Source organism: Bradyrhizobium sp. USDA 4474 (assembly GCF_054057515.1).
In genome coordinates this window covers 5,308,891-5,332,755 of sequence record NZ_JBSRZJ010000002.1, presented here as the reverse complement: position 1 = coordinate 5,332,755, position 23,865 = coordinate 5,308,891, and the positions used below count along the sequence as shown (strand labels likewise).

Genomic DNA, 23,865 nt, shown 5'->3' with positions numbered 1-23,865 from the left:
CTACTCGCCGGAAGCCTTGGCCATCAGGTTCATGACCTCGCCCGACATCATCAGCCTGTTGCGGCCGGCGTCCTTGGCGGCGTAGAGCGCGCGGTCGGCGGCCTCGACCAGCGCTCCCGTGCCCGCGGTGCGTTCGAAGGCCGGCCGGCAGGCCGCACCGCCGACCGAGACGGTGACGCAAGCCGCCGCCGGATTGGAGGCATGAACGAGGCCCGCACCGTGGACGGCGCTTCGGATCCGCTCGCCGATCCGGGCACCGCCGGCGGCATCGGTGTTCGGCAGCAGCATGGCGAACTCCTCGCCGCCATAGCGGGCCGCGAGATCGCCGGCCCGCTGCATCTCGGCCGCGATGATCTTGGCAACCACGCGTAGGCAGGCGTCGCCCGCAGGGTGGCCATATTCGTCGTTGTAGGCCTTGAAGTGATCGACATCGATCATCAGGAGTCCAAGGCTCGTGCGGTCGCGATAGGCGCGCGCCCATTCCTCCTTCAGCCGCTCGTCGAAGCGGCGCCGGTTGGCGAGGCCGGTGAGGCTGTCCTCGATCGCGAGCGTCTCAAGTCGTGTCTCCAGGTTCTTCTGCTCGGTGATGTCGCGCGAGATCGAGACCACGCCGTCGACATTGCCGTTGTCCTTGCGCGTGACGCGCATGGTCGATTCCAGCCAGACCTCGGATTTCTGCCGGTGCGCGTTGCGATAAGTGATGCGCGCTTCTTCTGCGTCGCCTCGCTTCATGGCGTCGACGATGGCCTGGACGTGCGGCCTGTCCTCCGGATGAATTCCGGCGAGCGCGTCGGTGCCGATGAGCTGATTGGGACGCCAGCCGACAACGCGGTTGGACGACGGAGACACGTAGCGCAGCCGCTCGTCGAGCCCGATGCGGGTGACCATATCGCTGGACCCTTCCGCGAGCAGGCGGAAATGCGCCTCCTTCTCGACCAGTGCCGCCGCCATGCGCTGGCCGCGCTGCAATTGCCGCACGAGTACAGCGCCGATGATCGCAATCAGCAGCACCAGCGCGAGCACGTAGAGCATGCGAGAGATCGCAGCAGCCCGCCACGGCGCGAGCAGCTCCTCTCTGTCGACGGTCGCGAGCAGCACGAGCGGATAACGGCCGCTGCGCTTGAAGAAGCTGACGCGCTCCGCGCCATCCAGCGGCGAGGTGAAATGATAGGCGCCGCTCGGCCATTGCAGGCTGGCGTCGCGGAACAGCGGCGCATCGCCGAGATTGCGGCCGACGAACTTCTCGTTGTTCGGGTTGCGCGCGATGATCGAGCCGTCGCCGTACAGCAGCGTGACGGAGCTGTTGCGGCCGATCTCGAACTGCTCGTAGAAATGCGACAGATAGCGCGAGCCGATGGCCGCGAGCACCACGCCGCCAAAGCTGCCGTCCGGCTTGTTGAAGCGGCGCGACAGGGTCACGACCCATTCGCCGTCGACGAGGCTCTTCACGGGGTGGCCGACATAGGCCTCGCGCTTGGGCGAGAGCTGGTGGTGACGGAAGAAGGCGTCGTCGCTGAGCGTCGAGGCGATTGTCCCGGGCGAGGTCAGCCAGTTGCCCTGGTCATCGATGATGGCGAGGCTGTGGACGCGGTCGATCGCCTTCTTGCGGGCCTCGAGCAGGTTGCGCAGCTTGCCGATCGTGACGGCATCGGCGCCATCCATCTCAAGACGGCTGACGACGCCGACGACGCCGGAGTCCAGCAGATCAAGGCTGTCTTCGGCATGCTGTGTCAGGGAGCGGGCGACGTTCGCCCTCTCGGTCTCGGCGCCCTTGAGCACCGCGTCCCGCGCGGCCCATTCACGCCAGCCGCTGACACCGAGGATCGCCACGCAGGTGAGCACGACGAACGCGGCCGCCCGCAACGGCAGACGGCTCCATCCGGCTCTCTGTGAGACGACGTTCATGCGACAGGAATCTCCAACAGAGGGAAACTCTGCCGCTTGTCTTAGTGAACCCTGAAGCGCGCGCCGGGATTCGCACTGATCTACGGGTTTTTCCGTACTCCTACGGACCGGGGCCTCGGCGGATCACTAACAAGGTGTTAGCAAGCCAATCGGAAACCGGCCGATCTAGCTGAAGATCGACTTGACCTTGTCCCAGAGCGAGGGATTGTCGGCATCGGCATCAGCCTTCGACGGTGTCGGCTGGGTGGCGCTGACGGGATCGGAAGCGGGGAAAGTATCTTCCAGCCCGGTGTCGAGCTTGGCGTGGCGATCTGCGGCGAGCGCTTCGCGCAAGTCGTCAGCGTGCTTGTCGTGCGGCGCGGGATTGAATGTCTGGGCCATGGAATTCTTCCTCCATTGGCGGGATCAACGCGGCGCATTTGCGCTGGTTCCCCTGTTCCGCTCCAGCCTCTGGCGGTGTATCAGGAACTCCAAATCTGCATCAGGATTGCCAGTGCCCCAGTCTGCGACAAAGCCGTTCATCGACGTGCTCTCCGGCCAGCGCCAAGCCGTCCCGCCCCTCTGGATGATGCGGCAGGCCGGCCGCTACCTGCCTGAATATCGCGAGTTGCGCGCCAAGGCCGGCGGCTTCCTCGATCTCTGCTTCAATCCGGCGCTCGCTGCCGAAGTCACGCTGCAGCCGATCCGCCGGTTCGGCTTCGATGCCGCGATCATCTTCTCCGACATTCTCGTGATCCCGTACGCGCTGGGCCGTTCCGTGCGCTTCGAGGTCGGCGAGGGTCCGCGGCTCGAGCCGCTGGATGAACCCGCCAAGGTCGCAAGCCTCGCCGCGCAGGCCGATTTCGGCAAGCTCGCGCCGGTGTTCGAGGCGCTGCAGATCGTGCGCGGCGCGCTTGATCCGAACATCGCGCTGATCGGCTTCTGCGGCGCGCCGTGGACGGTTGCGACCTACATGGTCGCGGGCCACGGTACGCCCGACCAGGCGCCGGCGCGCATGATGGCCTATCGGCATCCGGAGGCGTTCGCGAAGATCATCGACGTGCTGGTCGAGAACTCGATCCGCTACCTGCTGGCACAGCTCGGGGCCGGCGCCAACGCGCTGCAGATCTTCGACACCTGGGCCGGCATGCTGCCTCCGGCCGAGTTCGCGCGCTGGTCGACCGAGCCGACGCGGCGCATCGTCGAAGGCGTGCGCGCGAAAGTGCCTGACGCGAAGATCATCGGCTTCCCGCGCGGTGCCGGCGCGCAATTGCCTGGTTACGTCGAGGCGACCGGCGTCAATGCGGTCAGCATCGACTGGACGGCCGAGCCCGCCTTCATCCGCGAGCGCGTACAGAGCAAGGTCGCCGTACAGGGCAATCTCGATCCGCTGGCGCTGATCACGGGCGGCGCGGCGCTCGACCGCGCGGTCGACGACGTGCTGGCAAACTTTGCGCAAGGGCGCTTCATCTTCAATCTCGGCCACGGCATCCAGCCGGAGACGCCGATCGCCCATGTCGAGCAGATGATCAGGCGCGTGCGCGGATAATTTTGTGCCGCCCTTGAGTCCGCACACGAACGCGAAAACAACCCCATGCACAGTACAAATCGTTGAGGAATTCGCTTCGGGCTCTCATAAGCCCTGCAGAGACGACGTTTGACTCGTCGGGCAAAACAGGCGCACGATGGCATCATCGGCGAACGTGACTTCACGCCCTATCGCGGCCGGCTGCGCTCGATGATCTCGTCGGCGCCCTTGTCCAGTAGATCCAGTCCGACGCTGCGACCGAGTTCGCGCGGCCGATTGGCGGGGCCCGTGCGCGAGGCTTCGATGATGGTGTTGCCGGAGAGGTCGAGCACGGAGGCCGTCAGCGACATCTGGTCGCCTGCGATGGTCGAGAAGCCCGCCACCGGCGAATTGCAGTGACCGTTCAGCACCCACAGCACTTCGCGCTCCGCATCGGCGCAGGCGTGCGCAGCGGGATCGTCGATCGATGACAGGATTTGCCGCGTCTCCCAGTCCCGCGCGGCACATTCGACGGCGACGATGCCCTGCCCGGCCGCCGGCAACATCTCCGCGGCGGTGAACTCATAGGCGATGCGGCTGGATAGGCCGACGCGATCGAGGCCGGAGCGCGCCATGATCAACGCATCCGCTGGCCCGACCGCACCGCCGTCCGGCAGCTTCTGCAGCTCGCTGTTATCGAGCTTTCGCACGCGCGTATCGGCTGCGCCGCGGAAGTGGATCACTTCGACCTCGGGAAACAACCGCCGCGCGTACGCCGCACGGCGCACGGCGTTGGTGCCGATCTTGAAACCCTTGCCGCCGGACCGGCGTAGCGCGTCCAGCGTCACGCCCTCGCGCAGCACCAGGGCATCGCCGGGCGGATCGCGTGACAACGTGGCGCCGATGACGAGGCCGGGCGTGTCTTCATTGCCCGGCATGTCCTTCAGCGAATGCATCGCGGCCTGGAGCTCGCCCGACAGCACCGCGGCGCGGATCTGCGCCACGAAGGCGCCGCCCTTGCCGCCATGGGGCAGCAGCTTGCTGGTCTGGTCCAGATCGCCCGTGGTGTCGAACTTGACGATCTCGACGTCGAGACCTGATACGGCCGATGTCAGGCGCCGCGCGATCTCTTCCGTCTGGGCCAGCGCCATCGCGCTCTTGCGGGTGCCGATCTTGAAAGGCGTAGCCACGTCCATTCCTCTTCAGACGCGGGTTTTACCGCGCATCCTGCAATATCATGTCCGACGCCTTTTCCGCGATCATGATGATCGGCGCGTTGGTGTTCCCCGACACGAGGTCCGGCATGACAGAGCCGTCGACGACGCGAAGGCCCTCGAGCCCCCTCACCTTCAGCCGCTGGTCCACCACCGCGAGCGCATCGTTGCCCATACGACAGGTCGAGGTCGGATGGTAGATGGTGCTGCCACGCTCGCGGCAATAATCCAGGATCTCCGCGTCCGTGGATACCTTCGCCCCGGGATCGTACTCGCTGACCACGAACGGCTTCAGCGCCGGCGCGTTCAGGATCTTGCGCAGGATCTTGATGCCTTCGACATTGGTGGTGCGGTCCGTTTCGGTCGACATGTAGTTGATGCGGATTTCCGGCGGCACGGTCGGGTCCGCGCTTTTGATGCGCAAAGAGCCGCGGCTCTCGGGCCGGAGCTGGCACACCGAGGCCGTGAATCCGGAAAAATCATGCAGCCGCTCGCCCATCTTGTCGGTCGAGAACGGCAGGAAGTGAACCTGGATGTCGGGCGAGGCCAGCCGCGGATTGGTCTTGAAGAAGGCGCCCGCGGTTCCGGCTGCGATCGTCAGCCAGCCTTTGCGGAACAGCGCATAGCGCGCGCCGGCGAGAGTGCGGCGGAGCGGATGATTGACGGTGTCGTTGAGCGTGATCTTCCGCGAGCAGCGCATCACGATGCGGACCTGCATGTGGTCCTGGAGATCGTGGCCGACGCCCTGCGCATCCAGCACCACGTCAATGCCATGCTTGCGCAGGAGATCGGCGGGGCCGACGCCGGAGAGCTGCAACAGCTGCGGCGAATTGTAGGCCCCGCTCGACAGCACGACCTCTTTCCGCGCCCGCGCGCGACGCACGTTCGCACCTTGCCGGTATTCGACGCCGACCGCGCGGCGGCCCTCGAACAGCACGCGCTGGCCGAGCGCCTCGGTTTCGATCCTGAGATTGCCGCGCGTCTTCGCGGGGCCGAGATAGGCCACCGCCGTCGAGGCGCGGCGGCCGTTGCGCGTGGTGGTCTGAAACAGGCCGACGCCCTCCTGCGTGGCGCCATTGAAGTCAGGATTGTAGGGCAGTCCGGTTTCGACCGCGGCGTCGATGAAGGCTTTCGACAGCGGATCGGTCACGATCATGTTGGAGACCGGCAGCGGACCGCCGGTGCCGTGATATTGATCGGCGCCGCGCGTCTGGTTCTCCGCTTTCTTGAAATAGGGCAGCACGTCGTCATAGCCCCAGCCGGCATTGCCGTGCTGGCGCCAGCGATCGTAATCCTCGTGCTGGCCGCGCACATAGAGCAGCCCGTTGATCGAGCTCGATCCGCCCAGCGTCTTGCCGCGCGGCTGGAACACCTGACGCCCCTTCAGCTCGGGCTCCGGCTCGGTCTGGTACATCCAGTTGACGGTCTTCTCCTTGAACAGCTTGCCGTAGCCGAGCGGCACGTGGATCCAGATGTTGGAATCCCTTGGTCCGGCTTCCAGCAGCAGCACGCTGTGCTTGCCGTTCGCCGACAGGCGGTTTGCAAGCACGCAACCGGCCGAGCCGGCACCGACGATGATGTAGTCGAATTCAGGATCAGATGGTGCGAGGGCGGAATTTGCGTTCATGCGCTATTGTTCTTCTTGTTGATGTGGGCGTTTCCGGCTTATCACTAGCACAATCATGCAGCGACACGCAGCGCCTCGACCAGCGACTTGAACGCACGGGCGTATTCCGCGCCGGGCCTTGCGATATCGGCGTGGCCGGCGCAGGCCACCGCGGCCTCCGTCACTGCGCCGAGCAGCAGCCGTGCCAGCGGCTCGACCGGCTGCTTTGCGATCAGGCCGGCCTCCATCGCGGCCGACAACGCGCGCGGCATCTTGCCGCCGAAGTGCTTGGCGTCAATCTCGCGCCAACGCTCCCAGCCGAGCACGGCGGGTCCATCGCGCAGGATGATCTGGCCGGTCGGGCCCTTGGCGGTCGCGGCAAAATAATGCTGAGTGCCGGCGACCATCGCGGCGAGCACGTCCTTCTCGGCCCGCGCGGCGCTGTCGATCTCGATCACGAGATCACGCGAGACGAGGTCGAACACCGCTTCGAACACCGCCTCCTTGGTCTTGAAGTGATGATAGACCGCGCCCTTGGCGATGCCGGCGCCTCCCGCAATCTCGTCCATCGTGGTCGAGGCAAAGCCCCGCGTCCCGAACAGCCTTCGCGCCGCCGCCAGGATCGCCTCCGAGGTCGCCGCCCGCCGTTCCGCCTGCTTTGCCATGCTGTTCCTGTCTCGCGCAGATCGGGCCGCAGGCTCGCTCAACCTCTCCCGCTTGCGGGGGAGGGAGCCGACCTCCTTCGCGGTCGCACGTCGATCTGATCTGATGATTCCCTAATCCAATTCGCCCCGCGCCACCAGTTGACTTTTCGACCACTGGTCGGTATTTACCGACCAACAGTCGGTTTTATCAAGGGGTGCCGCATGCCGAGCCGTGAGATCGTCGAAGCCTTTGCGCAGCGTCTGGAGGTCGGGGATTTCGTCGGCGCGATCGAGCAATTCTATGCGCCCGACGCCGTCACCTACGAGAACAACACCGCGCCGACGGTCGGCCGCGACAACCTCGTCGCCAAGGAGCGCGGCGTGCTGGCGGCGTCGAAGCAGGTCAAAGCGGTCCGCATCGGGCCGAGCCTGATCGAGGGCGACAATGTCGCCTCGCGCTGGATCTTCAGCTTCACCAATGCCGAAGGCGTCACGCGCACGCTTGAAGAGATCGCCTGGCAGACCTGGCGGGGCGATGAGCTGATCGAGGAGCGGTTCTTCTACGATCCGAAGCAGCTGGGGCGCTGAGTCAGGCCGAGCACCGAAACCTCCCCAGCGTCATCAGGCTCGACCCGGCCGTCCACGCGCTCCCTTCGCGATACAAACTCCGTGGATGCCCGGGACAGGCCCGGGCATGACGACTTCCTGTAAAAAGGCGGAGAGCAAGTTCCATCCCGTGGCCTGCACCGCATTTGTATCGATTTGTTATCGATACGATGACCCGAACACACCGAAGTGGTCACGGAGCCCGTGGCAAGCGGGGATAATTCACATTTCGTCAAAGGTTTGCGGAGAACTCTCGGGACCGAGCCGGACAAACGGCCCTTGCTGCAGGCCCTGGAATGCGGACTCACCTCACCAATTATGTGGCGCGGCTGTTTGCCGGCGATCTGTCAGCCTTCGGCGGTCCCGCAACCGACGAAACCGTTGCCGGGCATATCCGCGCCGAACAGATGTCGCTGGTGCTGGGCTATTCGCGCGGAATCATGCTGGCCAACGCCTGCAATGCCATCGTACTCGCGATTGCGCTGTGGCCGTCGCCCGACCGGACCTTCGTGTTGGTCTGGGCCGTCATCGTCGCGGGCGCCGCGGTCGCGTTCGGCGTGCAGTCGCATGCTTCCCGCAGGATCACAAAACCGCAATTCGTCTCCCGCCGCGCCATCCATCGGCTGGTGCGCAACGCCTTGGTGCTTGGCATCGCCTGGGGCATGGTGCCCGCCGCCTTCTTCGCGGATGCGTCCAGCGGCGGCCAGCTCGTCATTACGTGCCTGTGCGCAGGCATGCTGGCCGGCGGCGCGCTCGCCTTTGCCACCATCCCGATCGCGGCCATCGCGTTCACCGCGCCCATCTTCGTCGGCATCGCCACTTGCCTCAGCCGAAACGGCGACCTCGCCTTCCTGCTGATCGCCTTCCTCGTCGTGGTCTATGGCAGCGTGCTGCTGCGCGGCGTTTTCGTCAATTCGTTCACCTTCGCCCGGCGCGTGATGCGGCAGATCGAGGCCGAGCGCACGGTGCGGCAGGACCCGCTGACGCAACTGTCCAACCGCGTCGCCTTCAACGAGACGCTCGATGCCGCCTTGAAGCGGCTCGCGCTGTCAGGCGAGGAATTTGCGGTGCTGCTGCTCGACCTCGACCGCTTCAAGGAGGTCAACGACCGCTTCGGACATCCCGCCGGCGACGAATTCCTGGTCCAGGTCGCAAATCGCCTGCAACGCTGCACGCGCGCGGCCGAGCATGTCGCGCGGATCGGCGGCGACGAGTTCGCGCTGGTGATGGCCAACATGACGCGGCCCGAGGATGCGCTCGAGATCGCCGAGCGCTTCGTCGCGGCCTTCAACGAACCGTTCCCGATCGAGGGCTGCGAGATATCAGGTGCAACCAGCGTCGGCATCGTGCTGGCACCGCGCGACGGCAACACGCCGCTCGACATCATGAAGAATGCCGACGCCGCGCTCTATCGCGCCAAGAAGGCGGGCCCCGGCACCATCTGCTTCTTCGAGGAGGCCGACGACAAGGTCTCGCGCGACCGCAAGGCGTTGCAGGCGGACCTCGCCGGCGCCGTCGCGCGCGACGAGCTGTTTCTGGTGTTCCAGCCGTTCCTCGATCTCGGCAAGAACCGCATCACCGGTTTCGAGGCGCTATTGCGCTGGCAGCATCCCACGCGCGGCCTGGTGCCGCCGAGCGAGTTCATCCCGATCGCGGAAGAAACCGGGCTGATCCACGAAATCGGCGAATGGGTGATCAGGCGCGCCTGCGCGACGCTTGCAGACTGGCCGGAAGACATCCGCGTTGCCGTCAACTTCTCGGCGGCGCAGTTTCACAACACCGGCATTCTCCAGACCATCGTTCTGGCACTGGCAGATGCCAGGGTCGCGCCTGACAGGCTCGAGATCGAGATCACGGAATCGATGCTGCTGTCGAAATACGGCTCGGTCGCCTCGGTCCTGAACGCGCTGCTGGAGCTCGGCGCCACGGTGGCGCTGGATGATTTCGGCACCGGCTTCTCCTCGCTGACCTATTTGCGCAAGCTGCCGTTCAGCCGCATCAAGATCGACCAGTCCTTCATCCGCGACATGCTGGTGCAGCCGGACTGCGCGGCGATCGTCAAGTCGGTGATCTCGCTGGCGCGCGACCTCAACATCGGCGTGGTCGCGGAGGGCGTCGAGACCGCTGACCAGCTCGACTATCTCAGGCAGTTTGCTTGCGACGAGGTGCAGGGCTATCTGATCGGCCGGCCGGTGTCGGCCGATGCCGTGCAGGCGCTGCTTGCCGCGAGGAAGCTCCGGGCGATTTTCGCGGCGTAGGTAATGATGGGACGAGTCCATCTCGGACGAAGGTGCGTTCCCTCCCCCCTTGTGGGGGAGGGCTAGGTGTGGTCTCTCAAGAGGTTGTCCATCTGGTCTGAACCGAGGAGAGCGTCGCTGCTAGCTGAATCCATTTGGTTTCAAGACATCGCGCTCCGTCTCACACCACATCGGCCCGCAGCAGCGTATCCACCGTGATCGTGCCCCTCGCCCGCGAGACGCAGGCGCAGATCTTCGCGTTGCTTTGCTTCTGGTGATCGCTGAAGAAGACGTCGCGATGGTCGATCTCGCCGTCGACGGCGACGACGTCGATGGCGCAGAGGCCGCATTCGCCGCGCTTGCAGTCGGATATCACCTCAAAGCCGCTGGCGTTGAGCACGTCGAGCATCGAACGCTCGCGCGGAATCTCGAGCTCCACATCGGTGTCCTTCAGGCGCACGCGAAAGGCCTCGGTCGGCAGCGAGCCGCTGGAGCCGAAGGTCTCGTAGCGCAGATCTGACAGCGGATGGCCGGCGCCGATCCAGGCGTGGCGGGCGGCATCGAGCATGCGCATCGGGCCGCAGAACAGCGCAAGCGTGCCCTTCGGCAGCGAGGCGAACAGCGCCTCGAGATCGAGCCGCTTGCCTTCGTCGCTGGCATGGACGACCAGCCGATCACCCAGCAGGCTTGCGAGGTCATCGAGATAGGCGCCATCCGCACGCCCGCGCACGGCATAGTGCAGCGCGACCTTCGATCCACGGCGCGCCAGCGCCTGCGCAGCGCCGAGGATCGGGGTGATGCCGATGCCGCCGGCGATCAGGCAATAGTTTTCGCGCTCCCAGTCGACCGCGACGAGCGACGCCGGCCGCGTGATGTCGAGCCGCGCGCCCGGCGCCAGCTGCCACATGTAGCGCGAGCCGCCACGGGAATCCTCGGCGCGGCGCACCGCGATCCTGTAGCCTTGCGGGCTCGCTTCACCGACCAGTGAATAGGACCGCGTCTCCGGCTGGCCGTGGATGGTGACGCTGACATTGATGTGGCTGCCGACCGGATAGGCGGCGCCATCAAACTGGTCGGGCCTGATCAGGAATTCGCGGATGCCGGGCGACAGATCGCGCGTCGAGACCAGCGTTGCGGGAATCCAGGTTTCGATGAAGCGCATGGTGCCCTCAATCGGTTGTGGTCTTGATCAGTGCGAGCGCCGGCAAGAGGTCGAGATGGGTGCGATTGCGCAGTGCGAGGCGGAGATTGCGCACCGCAAGCCGGGCGTGCTCGCGCATGATCGCTTCGGCCCGCGCACCCTCACGGTTCTCGATCGCATCGATCACGACGCGGTGGTGTTCCTGCCCGATGATCAAGATCTGCTGCGCCTCCGGCAGCGCCGACTGGGCCATCACGAAGCCGGAGGGCGAGGCAAACGGCAGCGCGGAGGCGCGGTCGATCTGCCGGATCAGCGGCGGACTGCGCGAGAGCTCGGTCAGCAGCGCGTGGAAGCGCGCGTTCAGCGTGACATAGGCCGAGAAGGCCTCGATCGAGATCGGGACCTGACGCAGGAGATCATCGATTGCGAGATGGCATTCCTTCAAGGGCTCCAGCTCGCGCGCGGTGACGCCGCGCTCGGCGGCGAAGCGTGCGGCGAGGCCCTCCAGCGTGCCGCGGAGCTCGATGGAATCGGAGATGTCGCGTTCGGAGAACGCCTTCACCATGAAGCCGCCGGAGGGGATCGCCTCCAGCAGCCCCTCCTCCTCCAGCCGCACCAACGCCATGCGCACCGGGGTGCGCGAGGCACCCGTGGTCTCCACCGCCTGGAGCTCGGAGATGCGCTCGCCCGGCCGCAACGATCCGGACAATATCTGGTCGCGCAGCGCGAGCTGCGCCTTCACGGTCTGCGAGACGGAGCGGTCGACCTCGGCCATGCCCTACTCCGCGGCCTGCAGATGCTGCGGTCCGTTTTCCTTCGCCACCATCTTGTCGATCAGCTTGCGCATCCACATCGCGCCGGCATCGATGTTGAGATTGTAGAAGATGCGATCCGGGTTCTCGTCCATGGCGCGCTGCTGCGCCTCGAGGATCAGCTCGTCCTCGCGGAAGATGCTGGAGACGCCTTCGCGGAGCTCGGTGGTGAGGCGTTGTTCGCCGAGCCGGTAATTGCGGACGAAGGCCCAGAAATAATGGCAGGTCTTCTCTGTCTCGGGCGTGATGGTGTTCAGCACGAAGCCGTTGACGCCCTGCGAGCGGTCGCCCTCGGGCGCGCCGGTACCTGCCGGCGCGACGCCGACGTCGATGGCGATGGTACAGGGCGCCTCGAAACGGATGATCTGCCAGCGGTCGACCAGACCAGGCTTGCCGAGCTGCTTGGCCCAGAACGGCGGCGCCTCGATGCCGCGCATCCAGCGCGTCACGGTGACCGTCTTCTCGCCATGGGTGACGTCGAACGGCGCTTCGGCCACGGCGTCGTTTCCAATCGAGGAGCCGTGCACGAAGGTCTCGTGGGTGAGGTCCATGAGATTGTCGAGCACGAGACGGTAGTCGCAGTTCACGCGGTTGGTCTTGCCGTCGCCGGCCCAGGCTGGATCGTGATTCCAGTGCATGTCGGGCACCAGCGCGGGATCAGCCAACGCAGGATCGCCCATCCAGAGCCAGATGTGGCGGTGACGCTCGACCACGGGATAGGCGCGGACGCAGGCCGACGGGTTGATGGTCTCCTGCGAGGGCATGAAGGTGCAGCGCCCCTGCGCATTGTATTTCAGGCCGTGATAGCCGCAGACGACGGTGTCGCCTTCGAGCCGGCCCTTCGACAACGGCACCAGGCGATGCCAGCAGGCATCCTCCAGCGCAGTCACCGAGCCATCGGCCTTCCGATACATCACGACATGCTTGCCGCAGATCGTCCGGGGCAACAGCGCCGGCTTCACCTCGGCATCCCACGCGGCGGCGTACCAGGCGTTCATGGGGAAGGGTTTCGTCATGGGCGATCTCCCAAGGCTGTTGTATGCGTTGTGTATACAATAGCGGAGGAAGAAATTCGTTCAAGGCTTATTTTGCCTACCATAATACCTAATCATAGCAAGTTGTATACAGAATAGGGATCGCTGTCGTTCCCCGCGAAAGCGGGTGATGACAGCGGAGAAGCGGCAAATGCTCTCTCGAAGGGGCGTCTTGGGCTCCGCCCCGGCAGTTACCCCCCGAACACCTTCGCGAGCCCGGCCTGGGCTTCTTCCTGAATCCGCTTCAGATGCTCGGTGCTGCGGAAACTCTCGGCGTAGATCTTGTACACATCCTCGGTGCCCGACGGCCGCGCCGCGAACCAGCCGAAATCGGTCTCGACCTTGATGCCGCCGAACGGCTGGCCGTTGCCCGGCGCCTTGCTCAGCGTTGCGCGAACGGGGTCGCCGGCGAGATCCTTCAGGCCGAGTTGCTCGGGCGTGACGGATTTCAGGATATTCTTCTGTGGGCCGGTCGCGGCAACATCGATGCGCGCGTAATGCGGGACGCCGAACTCGGCGGTGAGATCATTAAAGAGCTGGCTCGGATCGCGGCCGGTCTTCGCCATGATCTCGGCCGCCAGCAGGCCGAGGATGATGCCATCCTTGTCGGTGGTCCACACCGTGCCGTCGCGGCGCAGGAACGAGGCCCCTGCACTCTCCTCGCCGCCGAAGCCGAAGCTCCCCGTGACGAGGCCGTCGACGAACCATTTGAAGCCGACCGGCGTCTCGACCAGCTTGCGGCCGAGCTTCTTGGCGACGCGGTCGATGATCGAGCTCGATACCACGGTCTTGCCGATTGCCGCGTCCTTGCGCCAGTTCGGCCGGTGCGCGAACAGATAGGAGATCGCGGTCGCCAGATAATGGTTCGGGTTCATCAACCCGCCGGTGCGGGTGACGATGCCGTGACGGTCGGCGTCGGTATCGTTGGCAAAGGCGACGTCGAAACGGTCGCGCATCGCGATCAGGCTCGCCATCGCGTAAGGCGAGGAGCAGTCCATGCGGATCTTGCCGTCCCAGTCGACCGTCATGAAGCGGAAGGTCGCGTCGATCGCCTCGTTGACCACGGTGGCCTTGAGGCCATAGCGCTCGATGATCGGATGCCAGTAATGCACGGCCGCGCCGCCGAGCGGATCGATGCCGACAGCGATGCCGGCAGATTTGACGAGCTCGAGGTCGACGACGTTGCCGAGATCGGCGACGTAGGGGGTCATGTAGTCGTAGGCATGGACGGTCGAGGATTTCAGGGCCTTGGCATAGTCCATGCGCTTCACGCCTTTCAACCCATCGGCGAGATAGGCGTTGGCGCGCTTCTCGACGACACCTGTGACATCGGTGTCGGCCGGGCCGCCATGCGGCGGATTGTATTTGTAGCCGCCATCCTCAGGCGGATTGTGCGAGGGCGTGACGACGACGCCGTCGGCGAGACCGCTGGCGCGACCCTTGTTGTAGGTCAGGATCGCGTGCGAGATGACAGGCGTCGGCGTGTAGCCGTGATCCCTGTCGATCATCAGCTCGACGCCGTTCGCCGCGAACACCTCCACGGCACTCACGAGCGCCGGTTCGGCCAGCGCATGGGTGTCGATGCCGATGAAGAGCGGACCGGTCAGCCCCTTTTCCTGCCGGTAGTCGCAGATCGCCTGCGTCGTCGCGAGGATGTGCCCCTCGTTGAAACTGTTCTTGAGCGAGGTGCCGCGATGGCCCGAAGTGCCGAACGCCACCCGCTGCGCCGGGTCTGCCGCGTCCGGATTGCCGGCGAAATAGGCCGTCACGAGCCGCGGAATGTTGGCGAGCGCGTTCGGCGAAGCCGGCTTGCCCGCCGCGGGATGAACATCAGCCACTGAAATATCCTCGTCCTGTCATCGGAGATTGCGGTCCACCATAGCATCGGCCGGGCTGGCGCCAAACCACAACAGGTATGATCGGTGGCCGTTCCCGATGCCGGAGGCCGGGCCGCAGGACTGGAGGCGTCTCTGGCTCGCCCCGCGGGGACCAGCCGCTATCCCTTGGCGCTGTGCGTCTAGTCCAGCAATGATTCCTATTTCGGCCCCGATCCGGCGCGCCGGTTCTATGACGGCGTCCGGACCGGCGGACGGCCCCGGCGGCACATCGGATGTTAACGCCAATGCCGTACGACGGGCTCCATGCGGCGGGGTCCGAAACAAGCAGGTCTCAACGCGACGTGGAAGCACGTCGTGACGGCCGTGCTGCTGTCGGCATCAACCTGTGCCCAGGCCGGGGATGCCGACCTGGGCGCGGCCGAAACAACGACATCGAGAATCGAGATCCGAAAGATCATCGAACGCGAGACGGCGCGGACCAATCTGCCGGCCGACGTTGCCGAGGCCGTCGTCTTCGTCGAAAGCGGCTACAACTCGGCCGTGGTCGGCAGCGCCGGCGAGCTCGGCCTGATGCAGCTGCGGCTCGAGACCGCCGCGAGGTTCGGGTTCAAGGGAAATGCCGGCGAGCTCGCAGAACCCGACCTCAACATTCATTACGGCGTGCTTTATCTCAGCCGCGCATGGCGTCTGGCCGGCGGCGACCTCTGTCGCGCGTTGGTGAAATATCGCTCGGGCCACGACGACGAGGAGATGACCCCTTCGTCCCAGGTCTATTGCAATCGCGCCCTCAACCGGCTTCACGCCACGAGGTCGGCGGCCGAGGTCAGCCAGGTTGCAGCAACGCCGGCATCGGCGACCACGCCGGAAACAGCGGTGGCGGTGCATGCGAGGAAACCAGCACGAACTGAAAGACCGCAGACGCAGCCCGAGATGGCGAGGCCCGAGGACGTCTATGCCCACTTCCGCCGAGGCACGGCGGCCGCGAGCCGCGCATACTGGGCCGCGCATGAGATCAGGATCAGCCGCATCAAGGCCCGCATCGAAGCAAGGTGGAAACAGGCGGCCTCGCGTTGACAGTCGTTCACTGCGGAGCCGCGGCACCGGCGGGGTTGTCCTGTGTGCCTGCGGCCGGGCTCGATAATTCGAGTCGCCGCGTGATGCGCTGCCCTGCCGTGTTGTGTCGCCCAAGCAGTGTAGACCACGGTCATGCAGTGTTAACTATGAATTGTCTCACTCTTCTCACTGGGCGCATCGACCGTTGGCGAGATCAGCTTCGGCGGCTCGCCGGCACTACCAATCCCGCTCGTCCGAATCCGGATTCAACCGATGGTTAACGCAAGAAGAGGCTTCCGCTTCGGTTCGGCCGGCACCGCCTCTATGCTTTCAGCTCGCAAGCGCGACAGACGCGCAAGACCACGGAGCAAGCGTGATGCAGGGGCAGGCCTGGTTGGCCGGTCGAACCGATACAGGCGCGGCGTCGTTCGGCCGTTCGCACACGCTCGACGTCCTGCGCGGCATCGCCATCGCCGCGGTGATCGCGATCCACGTTTCGCAATCCTTTCCGTCGCATATCCACGCGCTCGACGACGCCCTCCTGTACGGTTGGACCGGCGTCAACATATTCTACTTCGTCAGCGCCATCACGATGTGCCTGATGTGGACACAACGCACCGAGGCAGATGCGACGCGCAAATTCTATATCCGCCGCTTCCTGCGCATTGCGCCGCTGTTCTGGCTCGCGATCCCGGTCTATCTTTTCATCAACGGCACCGGGCCGAGCTACAACGCGCCTGATGGCATCGGACCGCTCCAGGTGATCCTGACCGCGACATTCCTGCACGGCTTCTGGCCGGACAGCGTCAACAGCGTCGTGCCGGGCGACTGGTCGATTGCCGCCGAAATGACCTTCTATCTCGTCTTCCCGCTCGTGATCACGGCATTCGGATCGCGTCGCAACCTCTATCTCCTGCTCGCGATCGTGCTGCACCTGGTCAATGTCGGTTTGTTCAAGACATGGGCGTTCGAGCAGTTCCTGGCCTATTACGGGCCCGGCCAGGAATCCTTCGTCTGGACCACGCTGCACATCAGCTTCCTGAACCAGCTGCCGGTCTTCCTGGTCGGCTGTGCGCTGTTCTTCGCGCTGCGCGACGGCTTCACCAATTCGGACGCCGCGATCCTCGCCGGCTCCATCGCGCTTTCCTTTGTCGCCAACCGCGCAAGCGGGGCACACGAGTTCAACTATCTCCTGATCAACCTCGTGATCGGCGCGCTCGTGTTCTGGTGCATTCGTCTTGCACTCCGTTTCGCGCCGCTCGAGGCGCTCGGCCGCAACTCCTATTCGATGTACCTGTCGCATTTCGCGGTGATCTACGGCCTGCATCGGGTCTGGCCGTTCGCCGATGGATTGGCATCGCTGCTGCTCGTCTATGTCACCACCACCGCTTCGAGCTATCTCGTCGCGCGCGCCACCTGGCATCTGATCGAACGGCGCGCGCAGGATCTCGCGCGCCGCCTGACGTCCGCGGGATCGAGCCGCTCCACCCTTCAACCGATCATCGCGGGTCCCGCGGCAGGCATGCGCTGAGCGCTTACGGCCCGGTGCGGCTTGCCGCGCGCCATTTCGATCACATCGGCGACCTCAACGATGTGATGCTCAGGCCACTCCGACCTCGATCCGGAACAACAACTGCTCTTCGGCCCCTGGTACGATGTGCATCAGGCCGGGCTTGTCGACGAATTCGCCCTCGAAGCCGATGGGGCTCGCATAACCGCGCCAGGGCTCAATGCAGAGGAACGGCGCGCCTGACGTTTTTGACCAAACGCCGAGCTCGCGAAAACCGCGCCAGGACATTGTGAGCCAGGGCCCGCCGCCATCCCCGGAAGCGTAGCGGACCGCAGTGCTGTTGATCTGATCGAAAATCACGGCATCATCGACGAACAGAGATTCGGACAAGGGCAACACCGTGCCTTGGACAGGGCTCGGCTCCGCGGCTACGCGCATCAACCCACCCTCGACACGACGGATAGGCGACGGCTCCGCCTGAGCGAAGGTGAGCGCATAACTCTCCTTCGTCACGCCTGCCTGAAGCGGCCAGTTGAACGCGGGATGACCACCGACCGATGCCGGCAATGTCTCCTTGCCTGTATTGGTGACCGTGAGCGTGAGATCGAGACCCGTGTCGTCGAGCGCATAGGTTGCCGTCAGGCGGAATGCGAACGGATAGAGCGCGCGCGTCGCCTCGCTGTCCTCGAGCACCAGCACGCAGCGGCTGTCGCCGCGCTCCGCCCAGACGAAACGGTTGTCGCGCGCAAAACCGTGCTGGGTGAGCCGGTACGTCTTGCCCCGGTGCCGCAACTCGTCATTGGCGAGACGCCCGACGATCGGAAACAGCAGGGGCGCGTGACGCGGCCAGGCCGGACCTGCCTGCCAGACGAATTCAGTGCCGTCATCGTGCCTCAGCGAGCACATCTCGGCGCCTTGCGCCTTGATGGTGGCGCAGAGGCCGCCACTGCGGATGGTGTGCGTATCATCGGTCATGGTGACAGATCTCCAGACCTTTCGAACTCATATCCGACAACCGATTGGATCAAGCAACCCACCAGTGGCAGAACGGCCTATAGGCTTGGTCGAATTGGGTTCGTTCTGCCAACTTTTCGCTCGGTTCTTCACCTGCATAATCCCACTGTTTCCGCGCGCTGAAGTAGATCGGCCGCTCGACGGCGTTGCCGGTGGGCTCGACGCTCGTAGCGCTCCAATGCTGCCAAGCGCCGCATCTGTTTATGAGAGGGAGATTGAAACTCTAGCTCGATCAGTAACCCTTTGCGAACAGCTGCCACGCGCTTCAACAGGATGTGGGCTTGCGCTAGTTCGACTACCGCCAGCTTCTGTAGCTGGCTGGCGCCTTCGGGCGCCAGAAGCTCGACTATCCTAGACGGAGGCGACAAGGTATCCGCAGTTACAGGGATAGCGAGACCATGGCGCAAGGCATTGCGGCTCGACTTCAGACGTCCGACCAAGGTCTTCGGACCCGTGCTCCGCTTTGCATTCTCCCGGTTCGCCTTGATCTGCTTTTCAGTTGCCATGATGACGGGCTCGTGCCTCACCTCCCATTTTTGCTTTCACCTCTTGGCAAGACCCCAACCGCTCCAGATTGTGCTGGTGTTCATCCCGATCCGCTTCCGTTTTCACCTCTTGGCAAGACCGGGACTTGCTCATGTGATAAAGATGGACTTCCTCGCTCGTCGTCGCTGTGAGCTCTCTGGATGCCACGACTTGACCGCGATCACGAGCTTCAAGACCCACGTTCTCTGGTACTGCCACCTCTTGGCAAGACCCTCGCGGCCGCTGACGGTGCGCATTTGCACCGGCATATGGTTCCGACTGCACCTCTTGGTAAGACCGGCGCCGCCTCATTTCCTTTTGCAGTTTTCGACGGCTGCGTTCGCGTGATGAAATCATCCTTTCAAACATACAGATGACATCGCCGTTATTCTGCGCTGACCGGGCGAGCACCTCTGCTTCCCCGACCCCATACTTCGCAAGCTGCGATCGGACTTCATCTCTCTCTTTCTTGTTCGCGCTGAAATATTTGTTCGCCCTGCGATCGGGCCTGTTTGCCGTCGACGGCAATCCATCTTCACCCACACGGATGTCGGTCAAGAACTGCTCTACTGCAAGCCGCTTGCCTCCTCGAATAATGGCGTTGGTAGCGCGCCGCAAAACACGCTCTCCCCAGAGTGTTGTGACAAGGTCGATGAGCTCACTCCAATCTAAGAAACCCTGAGGCCGGTGCTCATCGATTACCGCGGACACCATGTTCCAATAAAGCTTGGGATCTTCGCCCTCGAGCAGATCTGGCTCGAGGAACAGTCCAATAAATTGATCTGGGATCTTGGCGGCCAAAACGTGCGCAGCCTTATTCTGCGCTTCGACTGGTACTCTCATTGCTACTCCAACACGCAGCCCTCGAATCAAACGATACAATGATTCGCGTATATCCGAAGCGGTGGTGCGCTAATTTAAATTTCCGCGCTAATTTCGATTAACAAACGATTCAGCCAATGGTTTGAAACACAGATCCTCCGTTTGGCCGCTGCGTGTTCTGCTATTTCAACGAGTGACTGCAGTGCGCTGCATTGAGTCAATACTATGGACGAGGTCAATGCATTCGACACCCTCGCTGATCCAGGATGCTTCGTTTCTCTAGGCATCTGGTGCGACAACCACACCAAGCCAAGCTCACTATGTCCTGTCGGGCGCGCTGGTTCAAACCACCCGCCGAATTTCCAATCACCGATCGGCATTGTCGGCGAAAATCTCGAACATCCAGCATATGCTACCCGTGCTTCCCTCCTCACCCAGGAAGGAACAAAGGCATGCCGCGCATTGCGTGTGCCCCGTCGGCGTCTCAAAATCACCACTCCCCACAAGCGACCTTCGCGAGTTCTTCCCTCGAACTGAGCACTTCCTCCGGGGCACGGTTTAACGCTGGGAGCCCTTCATGCGAGACAGCAAGCAATGAGCCACTTGGCTGATCTTGCTGCAGCGGTGCTGCAAACGATAGCTGGAAGGGGATCGGCTGCACCTATCATGCCATCGTTTTCAGGTTGCTCAACACGCAGCGGAAGCTCGAGTCATTGAACAGACCTTTCCTTACACCTGACGATGAGAAGCGAGCGCTCCGTCTTCCCGAATTAGAGCGACGTCGAGCCGAAGAGGATTGGCAGTACCGACAATTCGAGTATGAGGCAGGCATGGAAGATGGAGCACTTCGCCGAGCCGCGCACCGCGTGCTCAAAGAACGCGAGCATTTCGGCGGAAAGTATTCGACGCTAGCGATTGAAGACTGAATCAAGCTCGTCATCAGGGCCACCGCCCTCAAAAACACGAAGACAGAAACTGATCCTGATCTAGATTCAGTATTTGGGACTGTGGTCTGCAGCACTAGGGCTAAGACCGGCGATGGCGACGAGCATTGATAGCCAGAATACAAGCGACGCTCTAGAGAGCCGGCTTCCGCAATCGGACTCCGGCGCCACCACCATTTTCGTCGATAAACTCTACGCCACCCTCCTCGAGCGCCTTCCTTATAGCGCGATCGTTGGCAGCCGTCAGGGCCGTTGCCCCCTCCATCACCTCTGCTCTTCGAACGGTATTTGCCCCTAGCGCAGAAGCCCGTGCCAATTCTTCTGCGCTCCACCTCAGAAGAGCGCGAGCTGCGCGAATTTGGGCAGCAATAAGTGGTCGCCGAGAACCCTTGACGTTATTTTCCATATGGGTTATTTTACACCATGTGATATGTTTTTAGCGGCGGCTCCTGATGTGGAGATCGAGATGGATACGCGAGTCCGCAAAAAGTTGCACGCTGATAGCCGCACCTTCATTAGCGGATCCGACGCTCTGGTGATTATGGGAGACGATCAAGACAAGCTAATCAGACTCTGGCGTGAAAAGCGCGGAGAGGCCCTCCCGCTGGACCTCAGCAATGATTTGATTGTCCAACTCGGCAGGATCACTGAGCATCTCAATCGCAGGCTGTATGAGCGTGCGAGCGGCCACAAAGTCCAAGATCTCCGACGGCCGGTCCTACATCCGATCCACAAGTGGATGAGAGCGGACCTTCATGGCCTCGTCCGGGATACGGGGGCTGTCTTCGCCGCGTGCTTTTTGCCATCCGGGCACTTCTCCGAGCCGGAAGTTGCGAACCTACACATGGCGCAGCTGCAACATTCCCTGTGGGTCATGGCTGCACGGTCGGCCCTTCTGTCGATAATCACCGGCGACGGAAAATGGATCGAAATGACCGTACCTGCCGATCCGCTCTACCAGCATCTTCTCCTGACTGCTGAGAAGAAATTCGTCCGCTGCGTTCAGACAGGCGAGCCGCCCGCTCTTTTCGGAATTGAAGCCCCTCGGCCAAGGCCAAGCTCGATCAAGGTCATAGACATGTCCGTCTCCGGACACTCGACGAACTTTCCCGCCTCACATCTCAAGGCCCGCGATGCACCCAGCGAGCTGCAGAACTCACAGCGGGCACGAAGATGATTGCACCGGGAAATCGGGTGGGATGTCAGCGCGCCAGACTCACACATTCCCCATCGCGGAAGCCCAACTTCAAACTCAGCCAAAGCAAGACCATCATGCATCAGTCCAGTGAACACATCGATACCATCGCGGCCGCCATCGCCCGCGCTCAGGCTGAACTGTTGAACCTGGCACAGCCGTCACTGTCCGCCGGCTTTGACATCGTGCGGAGAACACTCGCTCGGCAGGAGATTGCCGTCATTCAGGCGACCCGGACCGAGCAAGTGACGGGCCAAATGTACCTCAGGACCCTGCTCGCACACGTTTCTGGAGAATGGATCTCCTCTGACCTACCCGTCATCGTGGATGTGAAGACGTCGCACCAGTTAGCATCGATACTCACTGGTGCTCGTCACTACGCGCTCCTCACCTTGGTCGCCTTCTTCGTCGAGGATGACGCGACAAGTCTGTCGGACGTGAGCGCAGAGTCGCCGCGTTTTCTCGATCCGACAAAGCCTCAGAACGCCACTCTTGAGGAGGGGGCTACCAGCGAGAAGCCCCACGATCCAAACCGCGCTTGCGACGACGATCCAGTTCTTGCCTTTCCCAAAGAGACCCCGCGAAAGAGAAGCAAGGCTCATCTCGCCTTCATCCGCGGACAGGGCTGTCTTGTTTGTCAAAGATCGCCAGTTGATGCCCATCACTTGAAGTTTGCCCAGCCAAGCACGTTGGGAAAGAAAGTCAGCGATGAATTCACCGTTCCACTCTGTCGATCTCACCATCAGGCTCTACATCGCCACGGGAACGAGCGGGCATGGTGGACCAACCTGCAACTAGAACCCTTGCAGATTGCAAAAGAGCTATGGGCTACAAGCCCAGCCTATTCGGACGCAGGAGAAACGTCGTCCTTCCCCGAAACGGCCTCCAGTGTGAAGGCTCAAAGAAAATGAATCGTGTTTTACGGAAGGAGCGAAGCCGGCTCCTAAATACACCGCCTCGAAACTCAATCCGATACTTTCGCAATCGGGCTGGCCTAACAAGAGCAGAACTGGGACATAAACTCGGAGTGTCAGGAGAAACCATTCGTAAGTTGGAGCAATGCGACACATGGCTCGACGCCGATCGCGCCAGGAAAATTGGTCGTATCCTTAGCGTACCCTACGAACTAATAGGCTTCAGCTACGCGTCCGATGCCTACGCTTGGGCGACTAGGGCCATCCCGGTAGTGGGCGAGATCGCGGCCAACGACGAAGTCCAGTTTAGAGAAACTGACCGGTGTGTCGCTGGCGGAGCGCATCTCCCTCAAGGCTGTGTCGCGCTTGTCATCAATATCGGCAAAATGCGTGGTTGGTATTTGGTCTTCCGAAAAGACGCGCAACTCGCCTTGTCCAAGGAACTTCTAGCCCAACAAGGCAACCGCGAAAATTTCGTAGTGCATCTCGTGGATGGCACAACTTGGTGGAGACACATCCGGCGAGCCTCGACGATCGACTTATACCACCTTCATTCGCCATACCTCGACATGATCAACGACGTGAGGATCGCATGGGTTTGCGAAATTTTGGGATTCGAACTCGCGAAATACCCTCTCCCAACGCCATCTCAGTTAGAGGAAAACGAGCCTCCTTCGAATAGATGGACAGCCATGAACGATAGTGCCAGCCAGCGAAAATCGCTAAACACAAATCTTATGAGAATTCAGCAGGGAACGCTTCATGACAAACGATGAAAAAAAGCCGACCACACTCAGCCTCGTGAGCGAAAATGCCGATAGCGTCATCGAAATTCTTCGTACAAAACAGCAAGCGATGAGTCACTTGGCCGATCTTGCTGCAGCAGTGTTGAGGACGATAGCTGGAAGTGGATCGGCCGCACCCATCATGCCAATCGTTTTCAGGTTGCTCAACGCGCAGAGGAAGCTCGAGTCTTTGAGTGGATCTTTCCTTGCACTAGAGGACGAGAAGCAAGTGCTCAGTCTTCCAGAAGTACAGGTTCAGCAGGAAGAATGGGAGGCGAAGTACCGACAGTTTGAGTACGAGCTTGGCCTGGAAAAAGTCGTTAATGGAGCACTTCGCCGAGCAGCGCATCAAGTGCTGAAGGAACGTGAGCATTTCGGCGGAAAATATTCGACGCTTGCTATCGAAGAAGGGATCAAGCTCATCGAGAGGGCGAGCGCAGGACCGGAAAAGCGGAAACGGAAGCGAGGCAAGCCAACAGTGCGGCTATAGAATTTAGAAAGATGCTCGAACGAAACATCCGCACTCGCGCACCGCTCGACATTTTTTGGCTCTGCCGGATGCCGAGCCGGTTGAGCCATG

Annotated in this window: 21 protein-coding genes; 9 read left to right on the top strand and 12 right to left on the bottom strand. The window is 62.7% G+C overall.

Annotation, left to right across the window (positions count from 1 at the left end; all coding sequences use genetic code 11):
* The gene (locus ACVW16_RS26655) at nt 1–1,905 is read right to left on the bottom strand and encodes a diguanylate cyclase (protein ID WP_456701985.1); all 1,905 of its coding nucleotides are present in this window, start codon (nt 1,903–1,905) and stop codon (nt 1–3) included.
* 165 nt (nt 1,906–2,070) lie between these two features.
* Nucleotides 2,071–2,286: a hypothetical protein gene (locus ACVW16_RS26650; protein WP_456701984.1), complete on the bottom strand. Its 216-nt coding sequence runs from the start codon at nt 2,284–2,286 to the stop codon at nt 2,071–2,073.
* Between the two features lie 112 nt (nt 2,287–2,398).
* Between ACVW16_RS26650 and hemE the strand changes: the two genes are divergently transcribed.
* Nucleotides 2,399–3,433 carry a uroporphyrinogen decarboxylase gene (gene hemE, locus ACVW16_RS26645; protein ID WP_456738454.1) on the top strand — a complete coding sequence of 345 codons (1,035 nt, stop codon included), beginning with the start codon at nt 2,399–2,401 and terminating at the stop codon, nt 3,431–3,433.
* A 167-nt stretch (nt 3,434–3,600) separates the two neighbouring features.
* Here hemE and hemC read toward each other — a convergent pair whose 3' ends face one another.
* The 3 genes from hemC to ACVW16_RS26630 are packed head-to-tail and all read right to left on the bottom strand — an operon-like array spanning nt 3,601 to nt 6,876.
* Entirely contained in the window at nt 3,601–4,581 is a 981-nt protein-coding gene (hemC, locus tag ACVW16_RS26640; protein ID WP_456737812.1) for a hydroxymethylbilane synthase, read from the bottom strand.
* Between the two features lie 25 nt (nt 4,582–4,606).
* Nucleotides 4,607–6,232 carry a GMC family oxidoreductase gene (locus ACVW16_RS26635; protein WP_456737811.1) on the bottom strand — a complete coding sequence of 542 codons (1,626 nt, stop codon included), beginning with the start codon at nt 6,230–6,232 and terminating at the stop codon, nt 4,607–4,609.
* A gap of 53 nt (nt 6,233–6,285) precedes the next feature.
* Nucleotides 6,286–6,876, bottom strand: coding sequence for a TetR/AcrR family transcriptional regulator (locus ACVW16_RS26630; RefSeq protein ID WP_456737810.1), 591 nt, complete (start codon nt 6,874–6,876; stop codon nt 6,286–6,288).
* A gap of 201 nt (nt 6,877–7,077) precedes the next feature.
* On the opposite strand from ACVW16_RS26630, the gene ACVW16_RS26625 reads away from it, so the two are divergent.
* On the top strand, nt 7,078–7,443 hold the full coding sequence (locus tag ACVW16_RS26625) for a YybH family protein (RefSeq protein WP_456701979.1): 366 nt from the start codon (nt 7,078–7,080) through the stop codon (nt 7,441–7,443).
* A 314-nt stretch (nt 7,444–7,757) separates the two neighbouring features.
* Entirely contained in the window at nt 7,758–9,719 is a 1,962-nt protein-coding gene (locus tag ACVW16_RS26620; protein ID WP_456737809.1) for a putative bifunctional diguanylate cyclase/phosphodiesterase, read from the top strand.
* A gap of 160 nt (nt 9,720–9,879) precedes the next feature.
* Here the strand turns inward: ACVW16_RS26620 and ACVW16_RS26615 are convergent, their stop codons facing one another.
* The 4 genes from ACVW16_RS26615 to pgm all read right to left on the bottom strand — a co-directional run bounded on the left by ACVW16_RS26615 (nt 9,880) and on the right by pgm (nt 14,523).
* Nucleotides 9,880–10,860 carry a PDR/VanB family oxidoreductase gene (locus ACVW16_RS26615; RefSeq protein ID WP_456701977.1) on the bottom strand — a complete coding sequence of 327 codons (981 nt, stop codon included), beginning with the start codon at nt 10,858–10,860 and terminating at the stop codon, nt 9,880–9,882.
* A gap of 7 nt (nt 10,861–10,867) precedes the next feature.
* Entirely contained in the window at nt 10,868–11,614 is a 747-nt protein-coding gene (locus tag ACVW16_RS26610) for a GntR family transcriptional regulator (RefSeq protein ID WP_456701976.1), read from the bottom strand.
* A 3-nt stretch (nt 11,615–11,617) separates the two neighbouring features.
* A complete protein-coding gene (locus tag ACVW16_RS26605; RefSeq protein WP_456802524.1) occupies nt 11,618–12,667 on the bottom strand; it encodes an aromatic ring-hydroxylating dioxygenase subunit alpha in 1,050 nt (349 codons plus the stop codon).
* 209 nt (nt 12,668–12,876) lie between these two features.
* Nucleotides 12,877–14,523 (bottom strand): phosphoglucomutase (alpha-D-glucose-1,6-bisphosphate-dependent), encoded by a 1,647-nt coding sequence (pgm, locus tag ACVW16_RS26600; RefSeq protein ID WP_456737807.1) that lies wholly within the window; start codon nt 14,521–14,523, stop codon nt 12,877–12,879.
* A 354-nt stretch (nt 14,524–14,877) separates the two neighbouring features.
* On the opposite strand from pgm, the gene ACVW16_RS26595 reads away from it, so the two are divergent.
* Complete coding sequence (locus tag ACVW16_RS26595; protein WP_456738453.1) at nt 14,878–15,597, top strand: transglycosylase SLT domain-containing protein; 720 nt, start codon at nt 14,878–14,880, stop codon at nt 15,595–15,597.
* Nucleotides 15,598–15,952: 355 nt separating this feature from the next.
* Nucleotides 15,953–17,107, top strand: a complete 1,155-nt coding sequence (locus ACVW16_RS26590; RefSeq protein ID WP_456701973.1) for an acyltransferase family protein — start codon at nt 15,953–15,955, stop codon at nt 17,105–17,107.
* A gap of 69 nt (nt 17,108–17,176) precedes the next feature.
* On the opposite strand, the gene ACVW16_RS26585 is transcribed toward ACVW16_RS26590, so the two are convergent.
* From ACVW16_RS26585 to ACVW16_RS26575, 3 genes are all read right to left on the bottom strand, one after another.
* Complete coding sequence (locus tag ACVW16_RS26585) at nt 17,177–18,061, bottom strand: aldose 1-epimerase family protein (protein ID WP_456737805.1); 885 nt, start codon at nt 18,059–18,061, stop codon at nt 17,177–17,179.
* Between the two features lie 128 nt (nt 18,062–18,189).
* Nucleotides 18,190–18,606: a hypothetical protein gene (locus tag ACVW16_RS26580; RefSeq protein ID WP_456802523.1), complete on the bottom strand. Its 417-nt coding sequence runs from the start codon at nt 18,604–18,606 to the stop codon at nt 18,190–18,192.
* Complete coding sequence (locus ACVW16_RS26575) at nt 18,596–19,468, bottom strand: hypothetical protein (RefSeq protein ID WP_456802522.1); 873 nt, start codon at nt 19,466–19,468, stop codon at nt 18,596–18,598. Before ACVW16_RS26575 ends, ACVW16_RS26580 begins: the two co-directional genes overlap by 11 nt.
* A gap of 1,389 nt (nt 19,469–20,857) precedes the next feature.
* On the opposite strand from ACVW16_RS26575, the gene ACVW16_RS26570 reads away from it, so the two are divergent.
* From ACVW16_RS26570 to ACVW16_RS26555, 4 genes are all read left to right on the top strand, one after another.
* On the top strand, nt 20,858–21,568 hold the full coding sequence (locus ACVW16_RS26570) for a YqaJ viral recombinase family protein (protein ID WP_456802521.1): 711 nt from the start codon (nt 20,858–20,860) through the stop codon (nt 21,566–21,568).
* Between the two features lie 95 nt (nt 21,569–21,663).
* The gene (locus ACVW16_RS26565) at nt 21,664–22,497 is read left to right on the top strand and encodes a DUF968 domain-containing protein (RefSeq protein ID WP_456802520.1); all 834 of its coding nucleotides are present in this window, start codon (nt 21,664–21,666) and stop codon (nt 22,495–22,497) included.
* Nucleotides 22,410–23,276 (top strand): helix-turn-helix transcriptional regulator, encoded by an 867-nt coding sequence (locus tag ACVW16_RS26560; RefSeq protein ID WP_456802519.1) that lies wholly within the window; start codon nt 22,410–22,412, stop codon nt 23,274–23,276. Before ACVW16_RS26565 ends, ACVW16_RS26560 begins: the two co-directional genes overlap by 88 nt.
* Entirely contained in the window at nt 23,263–23,775 is a 513-nt protein-coding gene (locus ACVW16_RS26555) for a hypothetical protein (protein ID WP_456802518.1), read from the top strand. The genes ACVW16_RS26560 and ACVW16_RS26555 overlap by 14 nt, the downstream gene beginning before the upstream one ends.
* Nucleotides 23,776–23,865: the final 90 nt, after the last annotated feature.